The sequence below is a fragment of the Fodinibius sp. AD559 genome (genome assembly GCF_052712805.1).
This window is the reverse complement of record NZ_JBQPVW010000006.1, coordinates 44,349-68,832: the sequence shown is the minus strand read 5'-3', so window position 1 is coordinate 68,832 and position 24,484 is coordinate 44,349. Positions and strand designations below refer to the sequence as shown.

20 protein-coding genes are annotated in these 24,484 nt (G+C 42.2%); 15 read left to right on the top strand and 5 right to left on the bottom strand.

The window, feature by feature from the left end:
• Positions 1 to 62 precede the first annotated feature (62 nt).
• Entirely contained in the window at positions 63 to 1,055 is a 993-nt protein-coding gene (add, locus tag ACQ4LT_RS11585; RefSeq protein WP_445666214.1) for an adenosine deaminase, read from the bottom strand.
• A 214-nt stretch (positions 1,056 to 1,269) separates the two neighbouring features.
• Between add and abc-f the strand changes: the two genes are divergently transcribed.
• Both abc-f and ACQ4LT_RS11575 read left to right on the top strand, forming a co-directional pair.
• A complete protein-coding gene (abc-f, locus tag ACQ4LT_RS11580; protein WP_445666213.1) occupies positions 1,270 to 3,162 on the top strand; it encodes a ribosomal protection-like ABC-F family protein in 1,893 nt (630 codons plus the stop codon).
• A 201-nt stretch (positions 3,163 to 3,363) separates the two neighbouring features.
• The gene (locus ACQ4LT_RS11575) at positions 3,364 to 3,633 is read left to right on the top strand and encodes a Smr/MutS family protein (protein ID WP_445666212.1); all 270 of its coding nucleotides are present in this window, start codon (positions 3,364 to 3,366) and stop codon (positions 3,631 to 3,633) included.
• A gap of 367 nt (positions 3,634 to 4,000) precedes the next feature.
• On the opposite strand, the gene ACQ4LT_RS11570 is transcribed toward ACQ4LT_RS11575, so the two are convergent.
• The gene (locus tag ACQ4LT_RS11570; protein ID WP_445666211.1) at positions 4,001 to 4,657 is read right to left on the bottom strand and encodes an energy transducer TonB; all 657 of its coding nucleotides are present in this window, start codon (positions 4,655 to 4,657) and stop codon (positions 4,001 to 4,003) included.
• Positions 4,658 to 5,103: 446 nt separating this feature from the next.
• Here ACQ4LT_RS11570 and ACQ4LT_RS11565 point away from each other — a divergent pair, with 446 nt between their 5' ends.
• From ACQ4LT_RS11565 to ACQ4LT_RS11550, 4 genes are all read left to right on the top strand, one after another.
• A complete protein-coding gene (locus ACQ4LT_RS11565; protein ID WP_445666210.1) occupies positions 5,104 to 7,242 on the top strand; it encodes a M3 family metallopeptidase in 2,139 nt (712 codons plus the stop codon).
• Positions 7,243 to 7,418: 176 nt separating this feature from the next.
• Positions 7,419 to 7,721, top strand: coding sequence for a hypothetical protein (locus ACQ4LT_RS11560; RefSeq protein ID WP_445666209.1), 303 nt, complete (start codon positions 7,419 to 7,421; stop codon positions 7,719 to 7,721).
• A 376-nt stretch (positions 7,722 to 8,097) separates the two neighbouring features.
• Entirely contained in the window at positions 8,098 to 8,775 is a 678-nt protein-coding gene (locus tag ACQ4LT_RS11555) for a DUF305 domain-containing protein (RefSeq protein WP_445666208.1), read from the top strand.
• A gap of 42 nt (positions 8,776 to 8,817) precedes the next feature.
• Positions 8,818 to 10,875, top strand: coding sequence for an LVIVD repeat-containing protein (locus ACQ4LT_RS11550; protein ID WP_445666207.1), 2,058 nt, complete (start codon positions 8,818 to 8,820; stop codon positions 10,873 to 10,875).
• A gap of 191 nt (positions 10,876 to 11,066) precedes the next feature.
• On the opposite strand, the gene ACQ4LT_RS11545 is transcribed toward ACQ4LT_RS11550, so the two are convergent.
• Positions 11,067 to 11,642, bottom strand: coding sequence for a fasciclin domain-containing protein (locus tag ACQ4LT_RS11545; protein ID WP_445666206.1), 576 nt, complete (start codon positions 11,640 to 11,642; stop codon positions 11,067 to 11,069).
• A 187-nt stretch (positions 11,643 to 11,829) separates the two neighbouring features.
• Here ACQ4LT_RS11545 and ACQ4LT_RS11540 point away from each other — a divergent pair, with 187 nt between their 5' ends.
• From ACQ4LT_RS11540 to ACQ4LT_RS11525, 4 genes are read left to right on the top strand one after another with little or no spacing between them, the layout of a single operon-like run.
• On the top strand, positions 11,830 to 13,662 hold the full coding sequence (locus tag ACQ4LT_RS11540; RefSeq protein ID WP_445666205.1) for a MutS-related protein: 1,833 nt from the start codon (positions 11,830 to 11,832) through the stop codon (positions 13,660 to 13,662).
• A gap of 27 nt (positions 13,663 to 13,689) precedes the next feature.
• On the top strand, positions 13,690 to 14,373 hold the full coding sequence (locus ACQ4LT_RS11535; protein ID WP_445666204.1) for an SGNH/GDSL hydrolase family protein: 684 nt from the start codon (positions 13,690 to 13,692) through the stop codon (positions 14,371 to 14,373).
• Positions 14,374 to 14,378: 5 nt separating this feature from the next.
• Positions 14,379 to 15,335 carry a threonine/serine dehydratase gene (locus ACQ4LT_RS11530; RefSeq protein WP_445666203.1) on the top strand — a complete coding sequence of 319 codons (957 nt, stop codon included), beginning with the start codon at positions 14,379 to 14,381 and terminating at the stop codon, positions 15,333 to 15,335.
• A 30-nt stretch (positions 15,336 to 15,365) separates the two neighbouring features.
• The gene (locus tag ACQ4LT_RS11525) at positions 15,366 to 16,037 is read left to right on the top strand and encodes an SIMPL domain-containing protein (RefSeq protein WP_445666202.1); all 672 of its coding nucleotides are present in this window, start codon (positions 15,366 to 15,368) and stop codon (positions 16,035 to 16,037) included.
• 52 nt (positions 16,038 to 16,089) lie between these two features.
• On the opposite strand, the gene ACQ4LT_RS11520 is transcribed toward ACQ4LT_RS11525, so the two are convergent.
• Positions 16,090 to 17,019 (bottom strand): PIG-L family deacetylase, encoded by a 930-nt coding sequence (locus ACQ4LT_RS11520; protein WP_445666201.1) that lies wholly within the window; start codon positions 17,017 to 17,019, stop codon positions 16,090 to 16,092.
• Between the two features lie 18 nt (positions 17,020 to 17,037).
• Positions 17,038 to 17,685, bottom strand: coding sequence for an arylesterase (locus ACQ4LT_RS11515; protein ID WP_445666200.1), 648 nt, complete (start codon positions 17,683 to 17,685; stop codon positions 17,038 to 17,040).
• Positions 17,686 to 17,807: 122 nt separating this feature from the next.
• On the opposite strand from ACQ4LT_RS11515, the gene ACQ4LT_RS11510 reads away from it, so the two are divergent.
• The 5 genes from ACQ4LT_RS11510 to ACQ4LT_RS11490 all read left to right on the top strand — a co-directional run bounded on the left by ACQ4LT_RS11510 (position 17,808) and on the right by ACQ4LT_RS11490 (position 24,478).
• Positions 17,808 to 18,527 carry an ABC transporter ATP-binding protein gene (locus ACQ4LT_RS11510; RefSeq protein WP_445666199.1) on the top strand — a complete coding sequence of 240 codons (720 nt, stop codon included), beginning with the start codon at positions 17,808 to 17,810 and terminating at the stop codon, positions 18,525 to 18,527.
• 19 nt (positions 18,528 to 18,546) lie between these two features.
• Complete coding sequence (locus ACQ4LT_RS11505; RefSeq protein ID WP_445666198.1) at positions 18,547 to 21,093, top strand: ABC transporter permease; 2,547 nt, start codon at positions 18,547 to 18,549, stop codon at positions 21,091 to 21,093.
• A gap of 261 nt (positions 21,094 to 21,354) precedes the next feature.
• The gene (corA, locus tag ACQ4LT_RS11500; RefSeq protein WP_445666197.1) at positions 21,355 to 22,476 is read left to right on the top strand and encodes a magnesium/cobalt transporter CorA; all 1,122 of its coding nucleotides are present in this window, start codon (positions 21,355 to 21,357) and stop codon (positions 22,474 to 22,476) included.
• 55 nt (positions 22,477 to 22,531) lie between these two features.
• The gene (locus ACQ4LT_RS11495; protein WP_445666196.1) at positions 22,532 to 23,416 is read left to right on the top strand and encodes a universal stress protein; all 885 of its coding nucleotides are present in this window, start codon (positions 22,532 to 22,534) and stop codon (positions 23,414 to 23,416) included.
• Between the two features lie 6 nt (positions 23,417 to 23,422).
• A complete protein-coding gene (locus tag ACQ4LT_RS11490; protein ID WP_445666195.1) occupies positions 23,423 to 24,478 on the top strand; it encodes an endonuclease/exonuclease/phosphatase family protein in 1,056 nt (351 codons plus the stop codon).
• The last annotated feature ends 6 nt before the right edge of the window (positions 24,479 to 24,484 follow it).

Sequence of the window (24,484 nt, the reverse complement as noted above, 5' to 3'; positions counted from 1 at the left end):
TCTTTAATCTTTCATTTAGACTTTGAGTCTTTGTAAAATCCTGAGGGTTTATAAAATATTAATCAATTGTTTGTATAAGCTTCGCGGATAGTTCCGCGGAGCCTTTCTTTGATCCCTTCATCGGTAAAAGCGTGATCAATGGCCTCAAGATTACAGCGTAACAGCTGTTCAATATTCCAATCAAAAATATTGGAGAGCGTCTGATATTCTTCATCTAACCTTACATCAGAAATCGTACGCGTATCTGTATTTACGCTCAGCGAAATCCCTTTTTCGTATAGCGTATCAATCGAATGGTCGTGAATCGTATCAAAAACATTGGTTTGTACATTACTTGTGGGACAAACCTCCAAATGGATTTCGTGCTCTCTTAAATAATCAAGCAGCTCATCATCTTCTGCACTTCGAACACCGTGACCAATCCGTGAAGGCTTAAAATGCCCAAGCGTCTCCCAAACACTTTCTGCCCCACAGGCTTCTCCCGCATGAGCGGTACAGTTCAATCCTTTTTCATTGGCATATTCAAATGCCGGAATATGATTGTCGATCGGAAAACCCGCCTCGTCTGCGGCAATATCGAACCCTACTACTCTGCTGCCGGCAAACTGTTCAACAAGTCTAACCGTTTCCATACTCTGATTCTCAGAATAATTACGCAGCGTGCATAAAATAATACCGGCCTCAATGCCCGTTTCTTTCACCTGTTCTTCTACCGTTTCATTCACTGTATCAACCACCTCCTCCGCCGACAACTCTTTTCGAGTATGCAACAGCGGAGCAAAACGAATTTCTGCATAGATTACATTATCTGCCTGTAATTGTTCAAACAAATCTTGGGTTACCAACTGCAGCGCTTCCCGATCCTGCATTAACGCTACAGCACTTTCAGAACGACTTATATAATCTGCCAAATTCCGGCATTTATCCGGTGCAATAAACTTTTCTCGATATTTTTCCTTACTTATATCAGGATCTAATTGCTGCACCACATCAAAACTTAGCGAACAGTCTAAATGTAGGTGTAACTCAACTTTTGGGAGGTCAGAAAATACCATATTACGATCAATTTGGAGAATTAAATAAAACGACTGAAAATCGGGAATTTATCAGAAAGCACAAATAGGCTTTGCAATAGAATAACAACATATTCCATTATCTCTTGCCCTAATTTGTTATGATCAACGTTTCTAAGTGGTGCTTGGGTTCCTTATTTTATATGGCAATCAAAATAAGCTATACAAATATCCGTTTTAGTATTATCGACCATTCATGACGTATCTTTCCACTGAAAACCTGTCAAAAAATTACGGACACAAGGTATTATTCGAAGGACTTACTTTTGGGATTTCCGAAGGAGACAAAACAGCGCTCATTGCCGAAAATGGTACGGGTAAATCTACGCTCCTTCATATTTTAGCCGGTAAAGAAACACCGGACGAAGGCAAGGTAATGATTCAGAATGACGTTAGTATCGGTTTTTTAGAACAGGATCCTCAACTCGATGAAAATCTCACTATCCGGGAATATATAGCTCAGAGCAACAATGAAAAGGTACATCTGATCCAGGAATATGAGCGCGCCGCAGAGGCTCAGGCTAAAGATTACAACGAAGAAACACAGCAAGCTTTTCAAAAAGCCGCCTCTAAGATGGATGCTGCCAATGCCTGGGACTATGAACAACGGATGGAACAGATCCTCGGGAAGCTCAATATTCACGATCTTGATCAATCTATTGCAACGCTTTCGGGTGGACAGCGAAAGCGCGTAGCCTTGGCTTTTGTGCTATTGGATGATCCCGACATGCTCATTCTCGATGAGCCCACCAACCATCTGGATGTGGAGATGATCGAATGGCTGGAAGATTATCTTAAGTCGACGAATAAAACACTGCTAATGGTAACGCACGATCGTTACTTTCTGGACCGGGTGTGCGATCACATCATCGAACTGGAAAATGGCAAGCTCTATCATCACCAGGGAAATTACCAGTACTTTCTACAGAAGCGTGCCGAGCGACGGGAAATTGAGCGCAAGCGCGCCCATAAAGCCAATCAACTTTACAAACAAGAGCTGGAATGGATGCGCCGATCGCCCAAAGCGCGGACCAGTAAATCAAAATCCCGCATCGATGATTTTAAGGAACTCGAAGATGAGCTCGATACCGGTCCCGATGGACCCGAACTACACCTGCAAATGGATATGCAGCGCATGGGCGGTAAAATTTTAGAGCTGCTAAATGTATCCAAAAGTTACGGTGATGAGAAGATTCTGGACAGTTTTTACTACGACTTTGAGAAGGGTGAACGTATCGGCCTCATCGGTGAGAACGGCGTGGGTAAAAGCACCTTTCTAAAAATACTTACCGGTGAAGAGTCATTTGATTCCGGCAAGCGGCGCGTGGGTGAAACGATCGTATTTGGCCACTACCGCCAAGAAGGGCTCAATTTTGATGAAGATCAGCGCGTAATTGATATCATCGAAGACGTGCGAAAAGTGGTGGAACTCGCGGACGGATCAAAGATATCGGCCTCACAGTTCCTCAAGCATTTCATGTTTACTTCAGATATGCAATATACGCCGGTCAAAAACCTTAGCGGCGGCGAAAAACGCCGATTAAGCCTGATGATGGTACTGCTGGAAAATCCCAATTTCCTGGTCCTTGATGAGCCTACCAACGATCTGGATCTGCTTACACTCAACAAGCTCGAAGAATTTTTAATGGGATTTGAGGGCTGCCTGATTATAGCATCACACGACCGCTTTTTTATGGATAAACTGGTCGACCACTACCTTATTTTTGAGGGAGAAGGAAAAGTTCATGATCATCACGGTTCTTACGAAGAATATCGACAGCTAAAAAAAGAACGCGAAGCCGAAGAGCGTGCTAAAAAGAAGGCAGAATCTTCGAACTTCAAAAATGGTCAAAAAAACAATTCTGGCAATTATAAAGAACGCCTGAGCTATAACGAACGCCGTGAATACAATAAGCTGGAAGATAAAATTGCAGAGCTTGAAGAAAAGAAAGAAGAATTAGAAGCAGAAATAAGCAGTGGAAAACTGGATCACGAACAACTTCGCGAAATGTCAGATAAATACTCAGCGTTAAAAGCCGAAATTGAAGAGTGTACAGAACGCTGGTTTGAATTGGCCGAACGGGCATAATATTATGCCTTCAATATCATCACTGTTAAAAAGATAAGTTAACACTTGAAGCCATACTATTTATTTACTGGCGACTGGTATTAACCGTCATATTTGTCACCTTGGCGCCTGCAGAGAGAGAAAAACGATTAATAACTTATTTAATATTACTGCTCTCCTTCCTAAATTATATTTCTACAAAATGCATCTAATTTTAAGATTATGGAACCTAAGAAAATTCCTATTGATGGGACTCTTGATCTACATACCTTCAAACCCGAAGAGCTGGGCTCACTCATCCCCGATTATATTGATGAGTGCCTGAAAGAAGATATCTACGAGATTCGTATTATTCACGGTAAAGGGACGGGAAATCTTCGGCGTTCGGTACATGCTCTTCTTGATAGAAATGATAACGTACAGTCCTACTCACTGGCCAGCGACCGTAGCGGATGGGGCGCCACTATTGCCATCCTTATAAAAGTTTCGTAATTGTTATCCGTTTAAAAATAGATTACAAATTGGATACTAAGCCCGTGTAAACAAAACACACTAATGCATGACAGTCTTCAATCATTGTTACTACTATAATTCTTATTTCTGCTGATTCTATTAGGATACAATGCTTTTATGAGCTACAAGTGGCATAAAAATAATTTAGGAGAGTAATACAAAGCTGAAACCAAACATTTCTACTGGTACGTTATCTATTACAATCCAAACGATCCGCGATTATTTAAACCTCGCGGTGGAGGTTATACCCTTAACTTTACCGGACCCATAGCAATTATAGCTACAACAATAATAATTGGTAGTTATATTCTTATCCTGATTTACTTGTAAGTAGTAATTTTAGCGATTATTCCCGAAGCATAAACATAATAGGAAGCGTATATTGCACGCGTACCGGAACCCCACGCTGTTCCCCGGGTTCAAACTTCGCTAATTTTACAACACGTAACGCTTCTTCGTCACATCCTCCTCCAATACCGCGAATAATTCTCGGATCTTCTACCTCTCCCTTTTCATTGACAATAAATTGCACGATGACCCGACCTTCTATACCGGCTTTTTGAGCCCTGTCAGGATAGACAATTTTCTTTTGAAGTTCTGCTAAACTGGTTTTCATCTCAGGCATTTTTTCCACCGAAACAAAGAAATCCTCTTCTTCCTCCTCTTCAACAGCTTCCTCCTCTTGGGGCGGTGGCGGCATATCCAAGGCTTCCTCCATATCAATTTCCGCATCAATATTGATTTCAACATCTTCGATAATCTCACTGTTAGGAACAGCTACGGGAACCTGTGGTTGCGGGGGTGGGGGTGGGCGATCTTGCTGCTCAGTTTGTACCACCTCTTCCATCTCAATAACCTCTTGTTCCCCTTTATATGTTATTTCTGACTTTTCAACATCAAAATCTATTTTTGTCAATCCTATAAATATCAGGAGTGATACGATAAGTCCTACTTCCCAAAAAAGTTTATAATAAGTTCTGAGATCATATTTTGGATTTTTCATATCTGGACACATAACAACCTCCTTCTTAATTTGGAGAGCCGAAAACAGGTGGCCCATCGGGCATCAAAAAAATATAAGCTGCGATCATAATACTCTATTCCAACTTATTCTAATAGTAGTAGTACAAGAATCAGACCATTCTTTAATTTATACAGTCATGCGCTCTTAATTCTCTAAACACGATATTTTCAGGCATTCCAAGATCTTTATTGCATCGGTGCAAGAGTTGTATCACCCGAGGTTGTAACATTGCATGACAAAGAATACATCCCTCTTATACTATTTTCGAATAATGGTATTAAAACTGATTCAATCTCAAATTCTGTAGTAATAATATTTTGCAGTTTATAAATCTGCCTTTAACTCGACTTTAATCATTTCGAGTAACACAAATTTCTTTATATTCAACTGATCAAGATCAAACCATCCAATAAACTTTTTGTACGATGAAAATTATTCAGCTTTTAATTTTATCGCTGGCATTCAGCCTACTGCTGTCATCCTGCGATCAATCCAACAGTGAAACAGACTCCATGCAAAACAATCCCCTATTTTCTGAAAGCTCCCTACCCTATGAAGCACCCCAGTTTGATGCCATAAAAGTTGAGCATTATCGCCCTGCTTTTGAGGCAGGAATGGACCGCGAATTGGAAGAAATGGAAGCTATTGCTACGAATCCGGAGCCGCCAACTTTTGAAAATACTATTGTAGCAATGGAAAAAAGCGGAGAACTCCTTCGACGGACCAGCTCCGTCTTTTACAACCTTACATCAGCCCATACCAACGATCAGATCCAGGAGATACAGTCAGAAATGGCTCCTAAACTGGCCGCCCATTCTGATGACATCCTGCTTAATCCCGATCTTTTCGATCGCGTTAAAACCCTTTACCAAAAACGTGACGAACTTGACTTGGATGAAGCCTCATTGAAACTACTGGAGGACACCCATCGCGAATTTGTCCGTGCTGGGGCCGAACTAACAGAAGAAGAGAAAGAACGAATGCGCGAAATCAACGAGCGCGTTTCTACCCTTACAACCCAATTCCAGGATAATCTACTCGAGATAACCAAAGAGCGCGCCGTTTTGGTTGATGATGTAAAAAAACTGGACGGACTCAGCGAAGATCGCATTTCAGCGGCCAAAGAAGCTGCTGCAGAACGTGGTGAAGAAGACAAGTATTTGCTCAGTATTACCAACACCACCCGTGTCCCTATTTTAAAAAGCCTGAATAATCGTGATCTGCGCGAACGTGTTTGGAAAGCCTCTGCCTATCGCGGAATTGGACAAGATGGTGGAATAGATAATCGCCCCATCATCCTGGAGCTGGCAAAACTGCGCGCCGAAAAAGCGAACTTGTTGGGATATGAGAACTATGCCGCCTATAAGCTCGATCCTCAAACAGCTAAAACACCGGACGCCGCACTTGATATGCTTACGGATCTCATTCCACCGGTTATCCAAAACTCAAAAAATGAGGCCGATGCTATTACTGAAATGATGCGAAAAGATGGAATCGACGGCAAAGTACAGCCGTGGGACTGGAATTACTACGCTGAGAAAGTTCGCAAAGCCGAATACAATATCGATGAATCAGAAGTACGTCCATATTTCGAGCTGGACCGGGTGTTAAAAGACGGCGTATTCCATACTATGGAAAAACTGTTTGGCATCACCTTCGAGGAACGAAATGATCTGCCGGTCTATCATCCTGATGTACGAACATTCAACGTATATGATGAGAACGGCGAACAAATCGGGCTGTTTTACGCGGATTATTTTGAGCGCGATTCCAAACGCGGCGGAGCCTGGATGAACTCATTCGTCTCGCAATCACATCTACTCGACAAAAAGCCAGTGATTGTCAACGTCATGAATATCCCACCTCCCGCCGAAGGGGAACCTGCACTCATCAGCTTCGACAATGTTACGACCATGTTCCACGAAATGGGACATGCCGTCCACGGACTTTTCTCCGATGTAAAATATCCATCACAATCGGGAACCTCTGTTCCACGCGATTTTGTGGAGTTTCCATCAACATTTGAAGAAGACTGGGCTATACAGCCGGAAGTGCTCGAAAATTATGCCATCCACTACGAAACAGGAGAACAAATTCCACAGGATCTGCTCGACAAAGTCATCGAAGCCAGTAATTTTAACCAAGGCTTTGATACGCAGGAATACCTGGCAGCAACCATGCTCGATATGGAATGGCACCTGCTGGGTCAAAATGAGATCCCTCAAGATGTTCAAACATTTGAAAACAATGCCCTTGCAAAATATGATTTGGACATGCAGGCCATACCACCGAGATATAAATCGCCCTATTTTGCCCATATTTTCTCTGGCGGATATGCAGCTAATTACTACGCCTATATCTGGAGCGAAGTACTTGCTGCAGATGCTTTTGCCTATATGCTCGAGCAAGGTGGTTTGGAAAAAGAAAACGGTGATCGTTTCCGTGAGTATATTCTTTCTCAAGGCGGCAGCGACGAAGCAATGGAGCTCTACAAACAGTATCGCGGCCAGGAACCGGATGTCAAACATCTGCTAAAACGCAGAGGACTTGAGGTGGACAATTAATATTTAGTCCATCGGGTATTAACATTTACTATCATAGGCTGGAATTTGAATAAAATTCCGGCCTAACTTATTTATATCCATCTTACCCCATATACCACCAGGTATATCACAATATATTTGATAAAAGAACCAGACTTTTTTAGAATTCTAAAGAATTGTTAACAAAGCTATTTCTGATGCGACAGATTAAACAGTTACTGTTCATTTTATTAATTGCAGTTACGGTAACCCACTGCAATAATCTGAAATCTTCTCAAGATGCCGACCTTTACTTCGATGGAGAAGTAACCTATATGGAACTTGAAGGTGGTTTTTGGGCAATCCAAACTGATGCAGAGACCTATGAACCCACCAATCTGCCCTCTGAATTTCAGAAAGATGGGCTTGAAGTTACGGTCTCTGCGAATGTAGAAGAAAACAGAGGAAGCATTAGAATGGTCGGGCCTGTTATTCATATTATTGACATAGAAAAAAGATAATTCATCTCTTCCCATGTTAGCTATAAATTACGCCTGAGGTCTTTTAACACAATCAGGTCTCGGATATCTAATTAGCAAGCCCATATCCCCTTCTATCTTTCACACTAACTAAATGCTTACAATTTTTTTATCTATTTTTTGAAACTTCGAATCAAATTTTTCGTTTGATCACTTTGACTGATTTCGAAACCATCATAATCCGAAACACAGTTTGATGATAACAATAGGTAAGTAAATAAGCGTGTAAATTTTCATTTTTTTAAAATAATACCATTGGTATTCCTGACGATTTGAATTATAATGTTTTACTTTGCTGATCATCTGTGCTATCAAAAAATCTCGATATTTTTTTAACAAAAAATAAAAACTGAACGGTTTGAATTCTTTAAAAATACTATTGGCACTTCTTCTCTTGGCAGGAACCACAGCTTGCCAAAACACTAAAAAAGCAACAAAAAAATCTTCAGCTGACACCGCTGATAAATCTGAACTTGAAGAGCTCTATTGGGATCGTATTGAAAGCTCCCGAACATCATTCACCAAAGCTGATGTCAAGTTTATGACGGGAATGATTGCCCATCATGCACAGGCACTCGTTATATCTCGCTTAGCCCCTGAAAATGAAGCCAGCCCTAAAATACAGCGACTTGCAGCACGCATCATCAATGCTCAGCAGGATGAAATAAAATCTATGCAGCAGTGGCTCCGTGACCGAGATCAACCCGTGCCTAATATTGAAATTAGAGGGCTTAATTTAATGATAGAACTCAACGGTGAACCCTATACCATGTACAAGAAAATGCGCGGGGTTTTGTCGCAGCAAAAGATCGAAGAATTAGCTGCTGCAAAGGGATCAGATTTCGATAAACTTTTTCTTAAATATATGATTGAGCATCATGCAGGCGCCGTATATATGGTTGAAAACCTGTTCGATACCGATGGTGCCGCTCAAGATGATCAAGCATACAGGTTAGCATCCAATATACAAGTAGATCAACGCACTGAAATAGAACGCATGCAGCAAATGCTCGATCAGCTTACCAAATCAGGATAACATATTTTAATAACGCTTCACCTTTAACCTAAAACTATCTTTATGAACTCTTATTACAACCGCATACTTTCTGCTACCGGATTAGCCGGAGAAAATAAGCGCTGGCTGGGACTATTACTTATGGTAGTTCTATTCGGCACTTATGCCTGTTCTCCTTCATCATCGGTAACAGATAATCAGCAAGAACAAACTACCGAATCATCTAACATACAATCACTGGATGAAGTAACGCCTCCCAGTCCCGATCCACGCGTAGGTCTTCAAGGGGGATTATTTGATGCCGAAGAGGCAATCTGGAATCTCGAGATGCTTTCTACTACTCCACCCCCTAAAGATTTTGTGGGTTCAACAAACTCTGACTTGGCATTTAAAGGAAATTATGCCATCCAGGGAAATTATAATGGCTTTATGGTTTGGGATATATCCAATCCTTCAGATCCAAGTCTTGTAGTTGATTTCCTTTGTCCAGCTTCTCAAAGTGATGTTTCTGTTTATGGTGATCTTCTTTTTGTATCCGGTGAAGGACTCGGCGGACGTCTCGATTGTGGCACCGAAGGAGTTGATAAGAAAGTAAGCGACGAACGGCTGCGCGGAATACGAATTTTTGATATCAGCGATATCGAAAATCCCGAATACGTTTCCAATGTACAGACCTGTCGTGGTTCGCACACACACTCAGTCTTAGATGATCCGCAGGAGGATGAAAACGTCTATGTTTACGTATCCGGATCTGCTCCCGTACGACCCGAGGAAGAACTACCCGGCTGTTCTGATGCACCTCCCTCCGAGGATCTAAACTCTGCCCTGTTCCGAATCGAAGTTATTCAGGTTCCTTTAGATAATCCCGAGAATGCCAAAATTGTAAATTCTCCGCGCATTTTTGAGAATCTAACCGAAGCACCTACTCACGGAATGTCTCCCGCTGATAAAGAACAGATTGAAAAAGCGAAAGAAGAAGGAGCATTCGTAGCAGAAATTTTTGGTCAACCTCGTATTATTCCAGATCGCTACGTTCAGCAGATGCTTGCACAGGTTGTAAAGCAACGTGGCGGTGAAGGAGAACCAACCGCGCAAGACAGTGCTGCCCTGCGTGAAAACATTGGTGAAATGATTGAAGAGCGCTTTGGCGGCAATGACGAGGAAGAGGAAGAAAATCTCATGGCTAATCGTGGTCCAAATCAGTGTCACGATATTACACTTTATCCCGAAATTGGATTAGCTGGTGGAGCCTGTGAGGGATACGGTCTTCTTTTAGATATTGAAGATCCCGCTAATCCCAAGCGCGTTGATGCGGTTGCCGATTCGAACTTTGCCTACTGGCACTCTGCTACTTTCAACAACGAAGGAGACAAAGTGCTTTTTACAGATGAATGGGGCGGCGGCGGTCAACCAAAATGCCGGGAGAAAGACCCTATGGAATGGGGTGCAAACGCCATCTTTACTATTGATGAAAACAATGAGATGAATTTCCAAAGTTACTTCAAAATGCCGGCGCCACAGACACCACAAGAGAACTGTGTAGCGCACAACGGCTCACTGATACCGGTGCCCGATCGTGATATTATGGTACAATCCTGGTACCAAGGTGGTATCTCCATTTTCGACTGGACCGATCCCAATAATCCTGTTGAAATTGCATACCATGATCGCGGACCTATTGACTCTACTCGCATGCAGATGGGGGGAAGCTGGTCGGTATACTGGTATAACGGCGTTATTGTAAATTCCGAAATTGCCCGGGGACTTGATATCTTTGAACTAAAACCCAGTCCTTATCTCACCAAAAATGAGATTGCAGCTGCCAATACCGTTACTTTTGAGCAACTCAATCCACAAGGACAGCCAAAATACGATTGGCCTGCCACTTTCGCTCTTGCAAAAGCGTATATAGACCAGCTTGAACGAGGCGAAGGACTTTCTATGAATAGTATAAATAATGCCAGAAAGCAACTTTCTGCAGCTGAGAATGCATCAGGAGCAAAACAACAAGAGCTCCTTAATGGATTAGCTGATAATATGGAGAGTCAGGCATCAGCATCCAGCCAAACTGCGAAGGTAAACAAACTGGTTAACACCCTGCAGAAACTGGCTGCTAAATAAACCGCTGTTTCCTAACGGAGCATTTTATTTGTGATACAATTGGCTCTTATTGGAATTGCTTGAGTGCATTCCGATAAGAGCCTTCTTTATTTCAAAATGTTGCAGACCCATGTTAAAAGCCAAAAAAAAGTCCGGCAGCTAAAAAAGCTACCGGACTTTACTAATCACCTATTATAAGTTGTTTAATATTTTTATTCAGCGGCTACCAAGAAAACCTTGTCAACCACATGAACTTCACCGTTTGAAGCATCAACAGAACCTAAAATTTTGGCCCCATTAACATAAACATCGCCATCCTTCACTTCTGACTGTACGTACTGCCCAGTGGCCAGATATACATTCATCCCCTTAGCCAATTGATCTTTACTAAGTGAAGCTGGGGATGCGTGAGAAGTTAAAATTTTAGCTAACTTCGATTTATTTTCAGGCTTCATCAAATCATCAAGCGTTCCTTCAGGCAATGCCTTAAAAGCTTCATCAGTTGGAGCAAAGACTGTTAACGGTCCTGGGTTAACCAGCACATTTTGGATACCCGCTGCTTCAATCGCTTTTTCTAATATGGTGTGATCAGGTGATTCTTTAGCAATTCGTAAGATGTGTGCTTTAGACTCATCATCCACTACGCCAGCCTGACCTGTGGTAGATGCAGATGTTGATTGATTTTTAGAAGTGTTATTAGATTTTTCTTCTGTATTCCCACACGAAATTAATGCCATCGAAATTGCCGTCACTAACACTATCGTGCCTACTTTTTTTAAAATACTCATAACTTTTTATTGATTTTTTATTTTGATATATCTCCTAACCGGAGTAAAAGACCTTTTTATCTCTTACATAAATTTATCAAAAATTTATTACTCGGCCAATAATAAATTATATCCAAATTTCTATCTGCATCTTTTCGTTGCTTTCTCTATCCTTTGACATAGTATTTTTATCCCAATAAAACTTCGTATGCATAACTATTCCCGACAGTCATTAGCAAACGCGCTCAAGAACCAAGTTCACCGTTTATCAAATCGTATTGAATCACTTAACAAGTTAAGTGATCGTCTTTCAATGGGGCGTCTTTTCGGCTTTATTGGCGGACTTACGCTGGTTTATGCCTCCGGAAATTGGGGACCGGAATGGTTTTTCTGGATTACACTGGCAGCCTTTCTTTTTGGATTTAGCCGATTAGTAAAAATCCACAATAAAGTAGAACAATCTAAAGAAGGATTTGAAATCTGGAAGTCCATTCGAGAAACCCACTTGGCCCGACAGCAATTAACATGGGAAAACATTCCAGAACGAGAAACTACCTCAAATTACGAAGATCATCATTTTGCTAACGACCTCGACATTATCGGAAAGCATTCTCTGCTCCAACTTATCGATACTTCAACCTACCAAGGCAGTACCGATGAATTGGCAAACTATCTACTAACACAGAATCCCTCTATTGACGACATAGAAAAGCGTCAGGAAATTGTTGAAGAGCTTACACCAAAACCACACTTCCGCGATAAATTACACCTGTTGACAGAGCTCAACAGCAAGCAGGAACTCGAAACCGACTGGAACCTAGATGAACTGCTCAACTATTTGCGAAATTCAAAAGTAGTAAACTACACGCTTCCCCTGACGATCCTGGGGGGACTTTCGACTCTCAACATCGTGCTGCTGGTACTCTATCTTATGGGAACAATTGCTCCCTATGTGATCATCACCTTTGTGGCATATTTAGTGATTTACAACTTCAACAGCGAAAAAATATCTGGCTTATATACCGAAGCACATCAGATTGAAAAGCAGCTCAGTCGATTTAATCCCGTTTTACGCTTCTTGGAAAATTATAATTATCAATCAAATGAACAGCTGAAAGCATTTTGTAAACCCTATTGGAGCAGCGACTATTCTCCATCAAAATACGTGAGCGGCATTATTCGCATTGCCGGAGCGGCCTCCTCTCAACAGAGTGAGATTGTCTGGGTGCTGCTCAATTTTTTAGTGCCGTGGGACCTCTATTTTTCACAAAAACTGAGCACGTATAAAAAAGAGTTGGCCCCAAAACTGGATGAATGGCTCACACATTTCTATCAGCTTGAGGCTTTTTGCGCGATGGCTAATTTTGCGTGGTTAAATCCGCAGTATCATTTTTCTTTGCCGGATGATCAATCATCAACTCCATTTTCTGCCACCGATCTGGGACATCCGCTTATCCCCCACGACGAAAAAGTAACTAATGATATTACTATTAACTCAAAAGGTGATATTCTGTTGATCACCGGTTCCAATATGGCCGGGAAAAGTACCTTTTTACGAACAATGGGGATCAATTTATCCATGTGCTTTGCCGGAGCTCCCGTTAATGCTTCAAAATTCTATACAATTCCCTTTCGGATTTATAGCAGTATCAATGTAACCGACTCACTTGACAACGGATTATCTCACTTTTATGCAGAAGTGAAACGCCTGCGGGAATTAATGGATATGCTCAATGATGACCATGAAACTCCGGTATTTTTTATGGTCGATGAGATCTACCGCGGCACCAACAACCGGGAGCGTCTGCAGGGCAGCGAGGCATTTCTGAAAAATGTGGCAGGGAAAAACGGTGTGGGGCTTGTCTCTACCCACGACCTCGAACTGGCACAGCTCGAAGAATCCATCCCGGAGCTCAGTAACTGGCATTTTGCTGAAACAATTGAGGGCAACAAAATGAGTTTTGAATATAAACTAAAACCTGGTCCCTGCCCTTCTACCAATGCCCTCAAAATTATGGAAATGGAAGGATTGCCTACTTAGGAATCAAGAATTGATAGGCCATAAACTATGAATAGTTATTTGCGATCATTTACTTTTGGACTGCTCTTTTCGGCATTACTATTGTTGGGAGGCTGTGAAGAGGAGTCTTCTCCTATTTCTTTTTTAGCACTGGGTGACTCTTATACTATTGGCGAAAGTGTGGATCAGGATCAGCGATGGCCGGTACTTCTTGCTGATTCGTTGCGCAGTCGCGGATTAGCCGTTAACAAGCCCAATATCATTGCCAAAACAGGCTGGACAACCTCCGATTTACAAGAAGCTATAGGTAAAGAAAGTCCTCATTCTAATTACGATCTCGTTTCTCTGCTTATTGGCGTTAATAATCAATATCAGGGATTGGATTTCAATCAGTTTGAAAGGGAATTTGAGGAGCTACTGCACCAGACAATTTCTTTTGCCGACGGTAATCCCCGAAACGTTTTTGTGGTTTCTATTCCCAACTATGGCGTTACTCCTTTTGGGCAGGATAAGAATCCCGATCAAATTACTGAAGAGATAAATCGATATAATTCAACTGCCAAGGAAATTGCCCAAAAACATGATATTACATTTATCAACATTACTCCTATTTCTGAAGATGCTCTTAACAATCCGGATCTAACGGCAAATGATAGACTGCATCCCTCTGGAAAAATGTACCAGCAGTGGGTTTCAAAAATGCTTCCCTCAATTCTACCTAAACTACAGTAACCAATATGGAGTTACTCAAAAAGATCAAACAAGCTTACAAGCGTATTCGGGATGATGTTTTTCAAACACCATTAATCTACTCAAATTGGCTGAGTGACTACTGTAACGGCGATGTCTACCTAAAACTCGAGAGCGAACAGATCACCGGATCGTTTAAAGCGCGTGGTAGTTTAAACAAGCTCAAATGGATTCAGGAACAAAATCTTACAAGTTTGCCCGTTACCGCCTCAACGGGAAATCACGGACTCGGGTTTGCCCGGGCCTGCGATCTTCTGGGAATCAAAGGAAAGGTTTTTCTACCGCATAATGCAGTTTCATCCAAGGTAGAATCCATCAGGGCTTTTGATGTGGAAATCCAATTTCACGGGGATGATCCCTATACAACCGAAACGTATGCTCGCAAAACGGCAGAGGACAACGGGTGGATCTACGTATCGCCCTATAACGATCAACAGATTATAGCGGGACAGGGAACCATCGGGATAGAAATATTAAATACCATTCCCAATCCTGATAATATTTTAGCTACGGTGGGTGGTGGAGGACTCATTTCAGGTATCGGCACTTATGTAAAAGAGCAATCTCCTTATTCTAATATCATTGGCTGTCAACCAGAGAACTCACCGGAGATGAGCATGAGCGTACGTGCCGGGAAATACCGCGAAGTAGAATCCAAGCCTACCCTTTCGGACGGTTCGGCCGGTGGATTTGAGCGCGACTCCATCACTTTTGAGCTGTGCCAAAAGCTGGTAGATAACTTTATTTTAATTTCTGAAGACGAAATTGCCGATACCATTCGTTCTATGATAAAGCACCACAGCAAGTTAGTGGAAGGATCAGCGGGTGTGGCCATCGCCAGCTTGCTGAAATATCCCGATCAGTTTGCCGATCAGACCACTGTAATCGTTGTTTGTGGTGCCAATATTTCCCAAGACAAACTACAATCCGTTTTGTGTGATTAGCCTATTGAACCTAAACTAACCATTTGTCCTATGAGAGCACTAAGCCTTTTTCTCGCACTTTTTATCTTTGCTACAACCGGGCAAGCCCAAAATGAAATTTCGATAAATGCTGCTGCCCAGGTACTCATCCCGGCCAATAAAATTGCTTTTCAAATTAACCTGAATGCTGAAGGAGATAATCCGCAGGAAGCTTATGAACTACACAAAGAGCGTGAGAAAGTGTTGGTCCAACAGTTGAAAAAGCATGACATCAAAGAAGAAAATATCAACTTTGAACCCATCTCTATCAACAAGAGTTATAACGGATCGTATCGAAATGAGAAAAATAAACGCATTCAAACGCGTCAAAAAGTTATTGTAACCCTGGATAACTTTGACATCTATGAGCAAATTCAGATTACGCTTATTGAAAATAACTTTGACGAATTCAGTGGCAATTTTACATCCAGTGAATCTGAAAAAGGAGAAAATGAAGCCCTTAAAAAAGCATTAAAAACTGCACGTGAAAAAGCTGAAATTATTGCCACAGAAACAGGTGTATCTATCACCGGTATCAAAAATATTAGCCATTCATACAGCAGTCGTCCGCCCAGACCAATGATGGAAATGGCTTCCGCAAAATCGTCTGACAGTCTTTTGGAATTTGATCAGTCGGTAAGTGTTTCAGCTAATGTATCGGTGATATATAAATTTAAGAAGTGATTTTTTTAAATATAAGATGCCATCGGTTAATACGATGGTATCTTTATTTGTGTCAATTCCGAAAATCAATATTGGGATTTCGATAGATTGGCACCTCGTTAACGGCTTCAAAGAATTCTTTTGCTTTCATCAGATCTTCTCTGTCGTTAAGGGCATAGGGCCAATACTGCTCTACGTTACCGCGTCCCATCAGCAACTGCATGGTTCCCTGCGACTTATGCTCGGCAATCACCCAGTTGCCAATAATCTTGTAATCCAGCCGATTATCAAACCCAAACTTCTGCCTCCGATCAAATTCCATTGGCTGCTGTCCTTCCATCAGCTTAGAAATCGGATAGCCTTTCAACTGTGAATAGTCAATTTTCTCTCCCAGCGAATCAACAATAGTCGTGGCAAAAACAAGGGGTCGCTCCTCTTCGGGAAGCTCTTGTATTGTCTGCAGGGCCAAAATCGCCGAGGCTTTATGGTGTCCGTGAGTTTCCTTTGAAGGCATCATAGTAAATACAAAATCGTACTGTTCCTCTTTCAATATCTTTTCAAGTCGCTGTTTAATCCAGTCGGTGTCCCATTTTTCCAAGGGACTTGCAATATTTTTTGAATATTCGTCATCCACCTGATCAAAGAAGAAGTAGTTGCGCATACCCACGATTTTACCGCCGGCCATCAATTCCCGTTTACGGATGCTCGGCAGATAATCGCGCCCCACTTCTTCCCTGTCGAGCTCGCGATTGTAAATATAATTTCCCAACGTTGAGTATTTATATCCGCCTTCGCCGTTGGTCATAATTGCCAAATCCACTATCCCATCCAGCAGATGTGTAGTCTTAAAAACCGTGGCCGCATAAAGAGCGTCATCATCAGGATGGGCGGTCACCAGCAGTACTTTTGGCTCATAATCGAGTTCCTGACCCTGCGTTCTTTCTGCAAATCCAAACAAAAAAAGTAAGCTAACAATTAAGAAAATCCCTTTTATCCTGCGCATAATAATAGTAAATCCTATTTAATTAGTTTGATTACCTGCTCTTTTAGATTCTAATATCGGCTTTAACACTTTCCATGTTTTTTTAGCCAATAACCTATGGCCAGCTTCCGTCGGATGAATTCCATCGGACTGCATTAATTTCGAATCGCCTCCCAGCTCATCCAAAAAATAAGGAATTAGTTTGGCATTATTTTTATCAGCCAATTCCGGATATATCTCCTTGAATTCGCTGGTGTAGTCGGGACCTAAATTGGGTGGCACCTGCATACCGGTAATGACAATAGACGCATCGGGATACTTGGCTTCTACCTTATCAATAATTTTTTGCAAATTCTGTTTCGTTGCATCCAGATCAATCCCGCGCAGTCCGTCATTGCCCCCCAGCTCAAGCACAAAAACAGATACTGGCTGGCGCAACATCCAATCAATACGGGACAATCCACCGGCCGACGTTTCACCGCTCGATCCTCCATTTACCGCTTTAAAATTCCAACCCACCGAATCAATTTTCTGCTGAATAAATGCCGGAAATGCATTTTCTTCTCCTACTCCATATCCTGCAGTAATACTATCACCAAAGAAAAGTATGCGTTGGGGGGACTCCTGCCCAAAGAGCAAGATGGGAAGTAAAAAAATAAAAACAATAGCTGTCAAAATCCGTTTCATAAATCAGTAAGCGTAAATTATTGTTACAACATTTTCATTTAGGTTGGGAAACGCTTTCCTTTACGGAATGATTCACCCGCTGGTAGATGTTACTACCCATAACTCAATTACGATATTATTTTATGGCTTTAGATTCAATTCTGGAAGTTACAAATCTCACACAACAATTTAGAAGTGGCGATAAAAAGTTAACTGTTCTCGATCACGTTGACTTTTCAGTAGAAAAAGGTACCACCTGTTCTATTGTGGGACCATCGGGCAGTGGCAAAACAACCTTGCTGGGACTTTGTGCCGGCCTCGATCGCCCCACAACCGGCGAAGTCACGCTCAATGGCGTAAAATTAGGTTCGCTCAATGAAGATCAGCGCGCCGAAGTACGCAACAAGCATGTGGGATTCGTTTTTCAAACCTTCCAACTGGTGCCAACTCTTACCGCTTTAGAAAATGTAATGGTTCCGCTTGAACTCAGAGGCGTAAAAACTTCCGAAGTACAGCGCGATGCCGAAGAGTTACTTACACAGGTTGGACTTGCTGATCGGATGAGTCACTATCCCGCCCAACTTTCCGGAGGCGAACAGCAGCGCGTAGCTATTGCGCGGGCATTCATCAACAAACCAAAAATTCTTTTTGCGGATGAACCCACCGGGAACCTTGACTCCGAAACCGGAGCCACCATAGAGAAACTACTTTTCGATCTCAATAAAGCTCGCGGCACTACTCTCGTTTTAGTGAGCCACGACTTATCACTGGCCGAACAGTGTCAACGAATCATCCGGCTTAAGAATGGTCAGATCCATAAAGACGAATGGATTGACAACACCACTGCAGAACAGGTTCAATAGAGTTTTAGATAACCAATTTATGTCATCATTTTTTTCTAAATGGTCATGGAAAATGGCCTGGCGCGATGCCCGATCCAACAAAAAGAAATTGTTCGTTTATATATCTGCCATCATTATCGGCGTTGCGGCACAGGTAGCGATCACCTCATTTCGTGACAGCCTCAACAATACAATCGATAACCAATCGAAAGAACTACTGGGTGCAGACCTTGAAATTGAAACAGAGCAACCCCCTCCCGATACGCTTACTGCCTATTTTGACACATTGGGCGGAGAACAATCCACCATTACAGAGTTTCCATCGATGGTGTTATTTCCCCAAAACGGGAATACCCGATTAGCCAACGTTCGTGCGCTGGAAGGAAACTTTCCCTTTTACGGGGCACTCGAAACTATACCAATAGAAGCCGCGCAAACATTTAAGTCGGACACCACTGCCCTGGTTGATCAGGCACTCTTGACTCAATTTAATATTGAAGTCGGTGATTCTGTTAAAGTCGGAGAAGTTACTTTTGCTATCGGAGGTGGAATCACAAAAGTCCCCGGAGAAGCTGCGGCCGCAGCGATGGTTGGACCGCGCGTATTTATTCCCGCCTCAATGTTAGAGGCCACAAACCTTGTACAGCGTGGCAGTCGTGTAGAATACAAACAGTACTTTAGCTTTGATGATGAGCGGGATATGGATGCTATCGAAGCCCGCGTCGACTCACTGCAAGATGCCCTGGGCATTGATATCGACACGGAAACGGTCGAAGAGCGCCGCGAAGAAATCGGTGAGGCAGTCGGAAATCTTGGAAAATTCCTAAACCTCGTTGGTTTTATCGCCCTGCTGTTGGGGGGTATTGGCGTGGCAAGTTCCATCCATGTGTATATCAACCAAAAGATCAGTACGGCATCCGTTCTTCGATGTTTTGGGGCCTCTTCTAATCAGACGATGAGTATCTTTCTTATTCAATCTATTGTTTTAGGATTCCTCGGAGCTCTGGTAGGTACGGTAATCGGAGTAGGTGTTCAATATTTATTACCCGGCTTGGTTAGCGATTTTCTGCCCGTTACTGTAGAACTGACAACCTCGTGGTTGGCCATTGGGCTCGGACTCTTTACCGGCACGGGTGTTGCCCTTGCTTTTGCCCTGCTACCGCTTCTGGCACTCCGCAAAGCCTCTCCGCTGTATGCCCTTCGCACTATGGAGGGATCAATTACGGCACTGCTCTCAAACAAGACAAAGGCTATTATCTATGTAGCCATAGCACTCGTTGTTATGGGATATGCTACCCTTCTGACCTCCGACTGGATTGTAGGCGGACTGTTTACTGCCGGAATGATCGTTGCTTTCGGATTACTTTGGCTGGTCGCAAAGTTATTAATCAAGCTTATTCGTCGGTTTTTTCCCTCTAACTGGCCATACGTCTGGCGTCAGGGATTGGCAAATTTATATCGACCGCATAACCAAACGACGACGCTCATGCTCTCTTTGGGATTGGGAATGCTGCTGGTCAGCACGCTCTACTTTAGCCAGGATATGCTGATGGAGGAACTCGATTTTGCCACGCGCGATGACGCCCCCAACCTTATATTTTTTGATATACAACCTGATCAAAATGAAGGACTGAATCAGCTTTTAAAAGAAAACAATGTTCCCGTCCTTCAAAACGTGCCGATGGTAACTATGCGCTTGGATTCGCTTCGCGGACGCAGTACCCAAGCAATCGATGATGACTCGACAAACAATGTGCGCGACTGGGCGCTTCGAAGAGAATACCGCTCAACCTATCGCGATTCCCTTATTGATTCCGAAACACTGCTCAAAGGTGAATGGACTGGGCAAGCCCCCGATACGGGACGCGTTCCGGTATCAGCGGCCAAGGAAATTTCCGAAGATCTCAATTTAACTATTGGCGATTCGCTTACCTTTGATGTACAGGGAGTGCCGGTTGAAGCAATTGTGGGCAGCATTCGAGAGGTAGATTTCCAGCGGGTGCAACCCAACTTTTTCATGCTCTTTCCCACAGGCGTCCTGGAACCCGCGCCGCAAATTTATGTCACCGTTTCGCGAGCACCCAATCAAGAAGTTTCGGCTACTGTGCAACAAGCAGTAGTTCAAAAATATCCTAATATTTCGGCTATTGATGTCAGTCGTATCCTCGAGACCATCAACCAGTTTATCGATAAAATTTCGCTTGCCGTACAGTTTATGGCGCTGTTCAGTATTATTACCGGACTGATTGTTTTAGCAAGTTCGGTGGCCACCAGCCGTTTCCAGCGCATCAAAGAAAGTGTGTTATTGCGAACCCTCGGAGCCAGCAAGAAACAGATCATCCAAATACTGTCGGTGGAATACCTTTTCTTGGGGATTCTATCCGCACTTACGGGACTCATTCTTTCGGTAGGTGCTACCTGGCTGTTAGGGTACTTCTATTTTGATATCACTTTTACACCTAACCTTTGGGTTATTATTCTAGGCACGTTGATCGTTACCGGCCTTACCATTTTAATTGGTATGTTTAACAGCCGAAGCGTCTATAAAAAAACTCCACTCGAAGTCTTACGCATGGAAGCTACGTAAAGCGATGGATACAAAACAGAAAACAAATTTGATCTCTCTGATCATACTTCTGGCATGTATTTTAGCAGCTGTTTTAATCTACCAATATACAGGCAACATTGTCGTGGCTCTCTTTTTTGCTCCCCCTATCATCCACTGGATCCTCAGGAAAAGAAATAATTCGGAGCACTTATAAAATCAGCGCACAATTCTTTTACAACTTGTTTTAGGATTACAGCTTAACCATATTATTGGCACTGTTGAACAACAAAATCTATTTATATGGCTACTTCCGGTAAGATTAAAAAAATGCTACCAAGTATGCGATTTCGCAATACAAGACATCATAAAAAGCCAGGATCCCCACCCGGAACGATCGAGCATATTGGTGAACGACACATGGATGAGATCAAAATTACCGTTCACGACTACGATGAAGAACATATTGATGAAGTTCCGATCAGTAAGATCCAAAAAGTCCAACCTTATTTAGATGCTCCTTCAAAAACTTGGGTACAGGTACGTGGCCTACATGACACCGAAAAACTTAAATCAATATGGAACTTTTTTAACCTGCACCCACTAATCCAGGAAGATATTGTACACACGGCCCAGCGTCCCAAAGTTGAGCGGTATGACAACTGTATCTTTTTTGTACTTCGGTTGCTTACTTATTCAACTGAAGATCAAAAAATCCATGCCGAACAGATCAGTATTGTACTTGGAGAAAACTATGTATTATCGTTTCAAGAAACCGATAAAGACCATTTTAAACCTATCATTAACCGACTGACAATAGCAGCATCTCGCATTCGCAAGCTCGACACCGACTATTTAACCTATGCCTTAATTGATGCTGTTGTGGATTACTATTTTAACGTTCTGGAATTTATCGGGGACGATATTGAATTTCTGGAAGAAAAGCTTCTGAAAGACCCCGATGAAAATATTCTTGAACAGATTCACAGAATTAGACGTGAAGTCATATTCTTTCGAAAATCAGTTTGGCCACTGCGTGATGCTATCAACAGTGCTATCAGAGATGAATCGCAGTTTATATATGAAGACACCAAAATTTATCTCCGTGACGTTTATGACCATATGATTCAAATCATAGATAATATTGAGAATTACCGAGATACAATTCTGGGGCTACACGATATGTATATGTCGAACGCAAGCAATAAGATGAACGAAGTCATGAAAGTGCTCACTATTATTGCCACTATCTTTATCCCGTTAACATTTGTTGCAGGAATTTACGGTATGAACTTTGATCCCGGAGCAAGTCCCTATAACATGCCGGAACTCAGCTGGTACTGGGGATATCCAACTTCATTGGGGATAATGGGATTTATTGCACTAATCATGATTTTCTTCTTTAAACGTAAGGGATGGTTCTGAGATAAAAAGATATTTTAGTATTTTAAATAAAGTCTCAATTAAACAATCTACCATCATGGAAAACATCAAAATACTTGTGCCCCTCGACTTCTCTGACTTAGGATCAAAAGCACTTTATTCGGCCGAAAGAATGGCGAAATTATTTAATGGAAGTGTTACCCCCTTCCACTCTTACTTACCGCTAAATGAAGTGGATGGCGGACCCTACATGTTTGGAATGGGCACTTCGACAATGGAAGATTTTGATGAAATTGAGGAAGCACTATACGAACGACTTTCTGAACTGGCCAATGAAGAAATTGACTCCTCACTGGTTACTGAACCGCTGATATCTATCGGCAATCCGGCACAATCTATCGTGGAAGAATCCAAGGATTTTGATATGATTGTGATGACTACGCACGGACGTACAGGATTCTCCCGGTTTTTTCTCGGATCCGTATCCGAAAAGGTGCTTAGAATGTCAGATATTCCCGTTTTGATTGTAAACGAAGAACGTGAGCTTACAAACTTAGATCGCATTATGGTGACAACTGATTTCTCGGATCACTCCAAGGAGGCCTTTCCGGTGGCTATGGAAATTGCTAAAAAAGCGAACGCCAAACTTGAGCTGGTCAATGTGATGCCATATGATCCTCAGCATGAAGATGAGCCCGATGATTCCAAAAAACAATTGCGCGAACAGCGATTAAAGGTTTTATCCAAGGAAGTGATGCATGAAATGGGCAATCTGCTTGAAACCAAGGTAATTATATCAGAAGATACCCCACACGAGGCTATCCTCAATTATAATCTTGAGAATCCTCACGATCTTATCGTGATGTCCACTGTGGGGCGCACCGGCATCGACTACCTGATGATGGGAAGTACTACAGCTAATGTTGCCCGGCATGTAAAAAGTCCTGTGCTAAGCGTAAATCCCAAAGCCAATAATAATTAACTATTAATGAATTTTTCGTTTCAAAAGCTCTCCTATTTTCTCACCGCATTATTGATAGTGTTAGCGTCTTGCGGTACGCCCTATCAACCGGAAGAAGACCCCGATGAAAAGCAGGAGGAAGAGGAAGAACAAATCGAACAGAATGATTCTGTTCCTCCTGATGGAGTGCTTGAAACGGTAACATGGAATGTCGAAGGATTTGGTGACGGTACCTATGGCAGTGAAAACTGGGGTCCTGCTAACGAGCATCAACAAACAAAAAATATTTTACAAGTTGCGGATTCGCTTAAAGCAGACCTATATGCCTTCCAAGAAGTATACAGTCAACAAGCACTGGAAGATATCACCGAAAACATGAAAGGTTATAAAGGATTTGTAGCAGAGCATATTGACTGGAAACAAAAAATGGCTTTTGCATATAATACCAATACCATTAATTCAGTTGAGACTGGCTCTATTAAAGATGTAAGGGAAGAATATCAAAACGATTGGTCTTATTACTGGGCTGGTGGTCGCATCCCTTTATTTTTCCGTTTTCATTATACTTACGAAGATGCAACGCAGGAATTTTATGCGGTCGTAATCCATGGCAAAGCTAACACAGGTGACAATGCCCAAGAATATGCGGAAGCGTATAAACGTCGCAAAAAAGCAGCCGAAGGACTTTATTACTATTTAAAAGATAATAAACCGGATGCCAATATTATTCTTTTAGGGGATTACAACGATGATGTTGATAAGTCGATTTATTATGAAGAAGAAAATGGCGACAGAGTCTATCAGGAAACACCCTATGACGAATTTGTTGAAGACACTGATAATTTCGATGTAATAACGAAAAAACTATCAGATGCAGGGGAATCAGCTTCAATAAATTATGAAGATATTATTGATCATATTACGATTAGTGATGAACTATTTGATGAACATGTGCCAAATAGTACGTTAATTCATGATCCTCGGGAGTACATTGATGACTACGGCAACACCACTTCAGACCACCTTCCGGTCTGGGCTAAATTCGATATCACAGCTACTTCAAAGTCGATGGTCAACAAGTAGATAAAA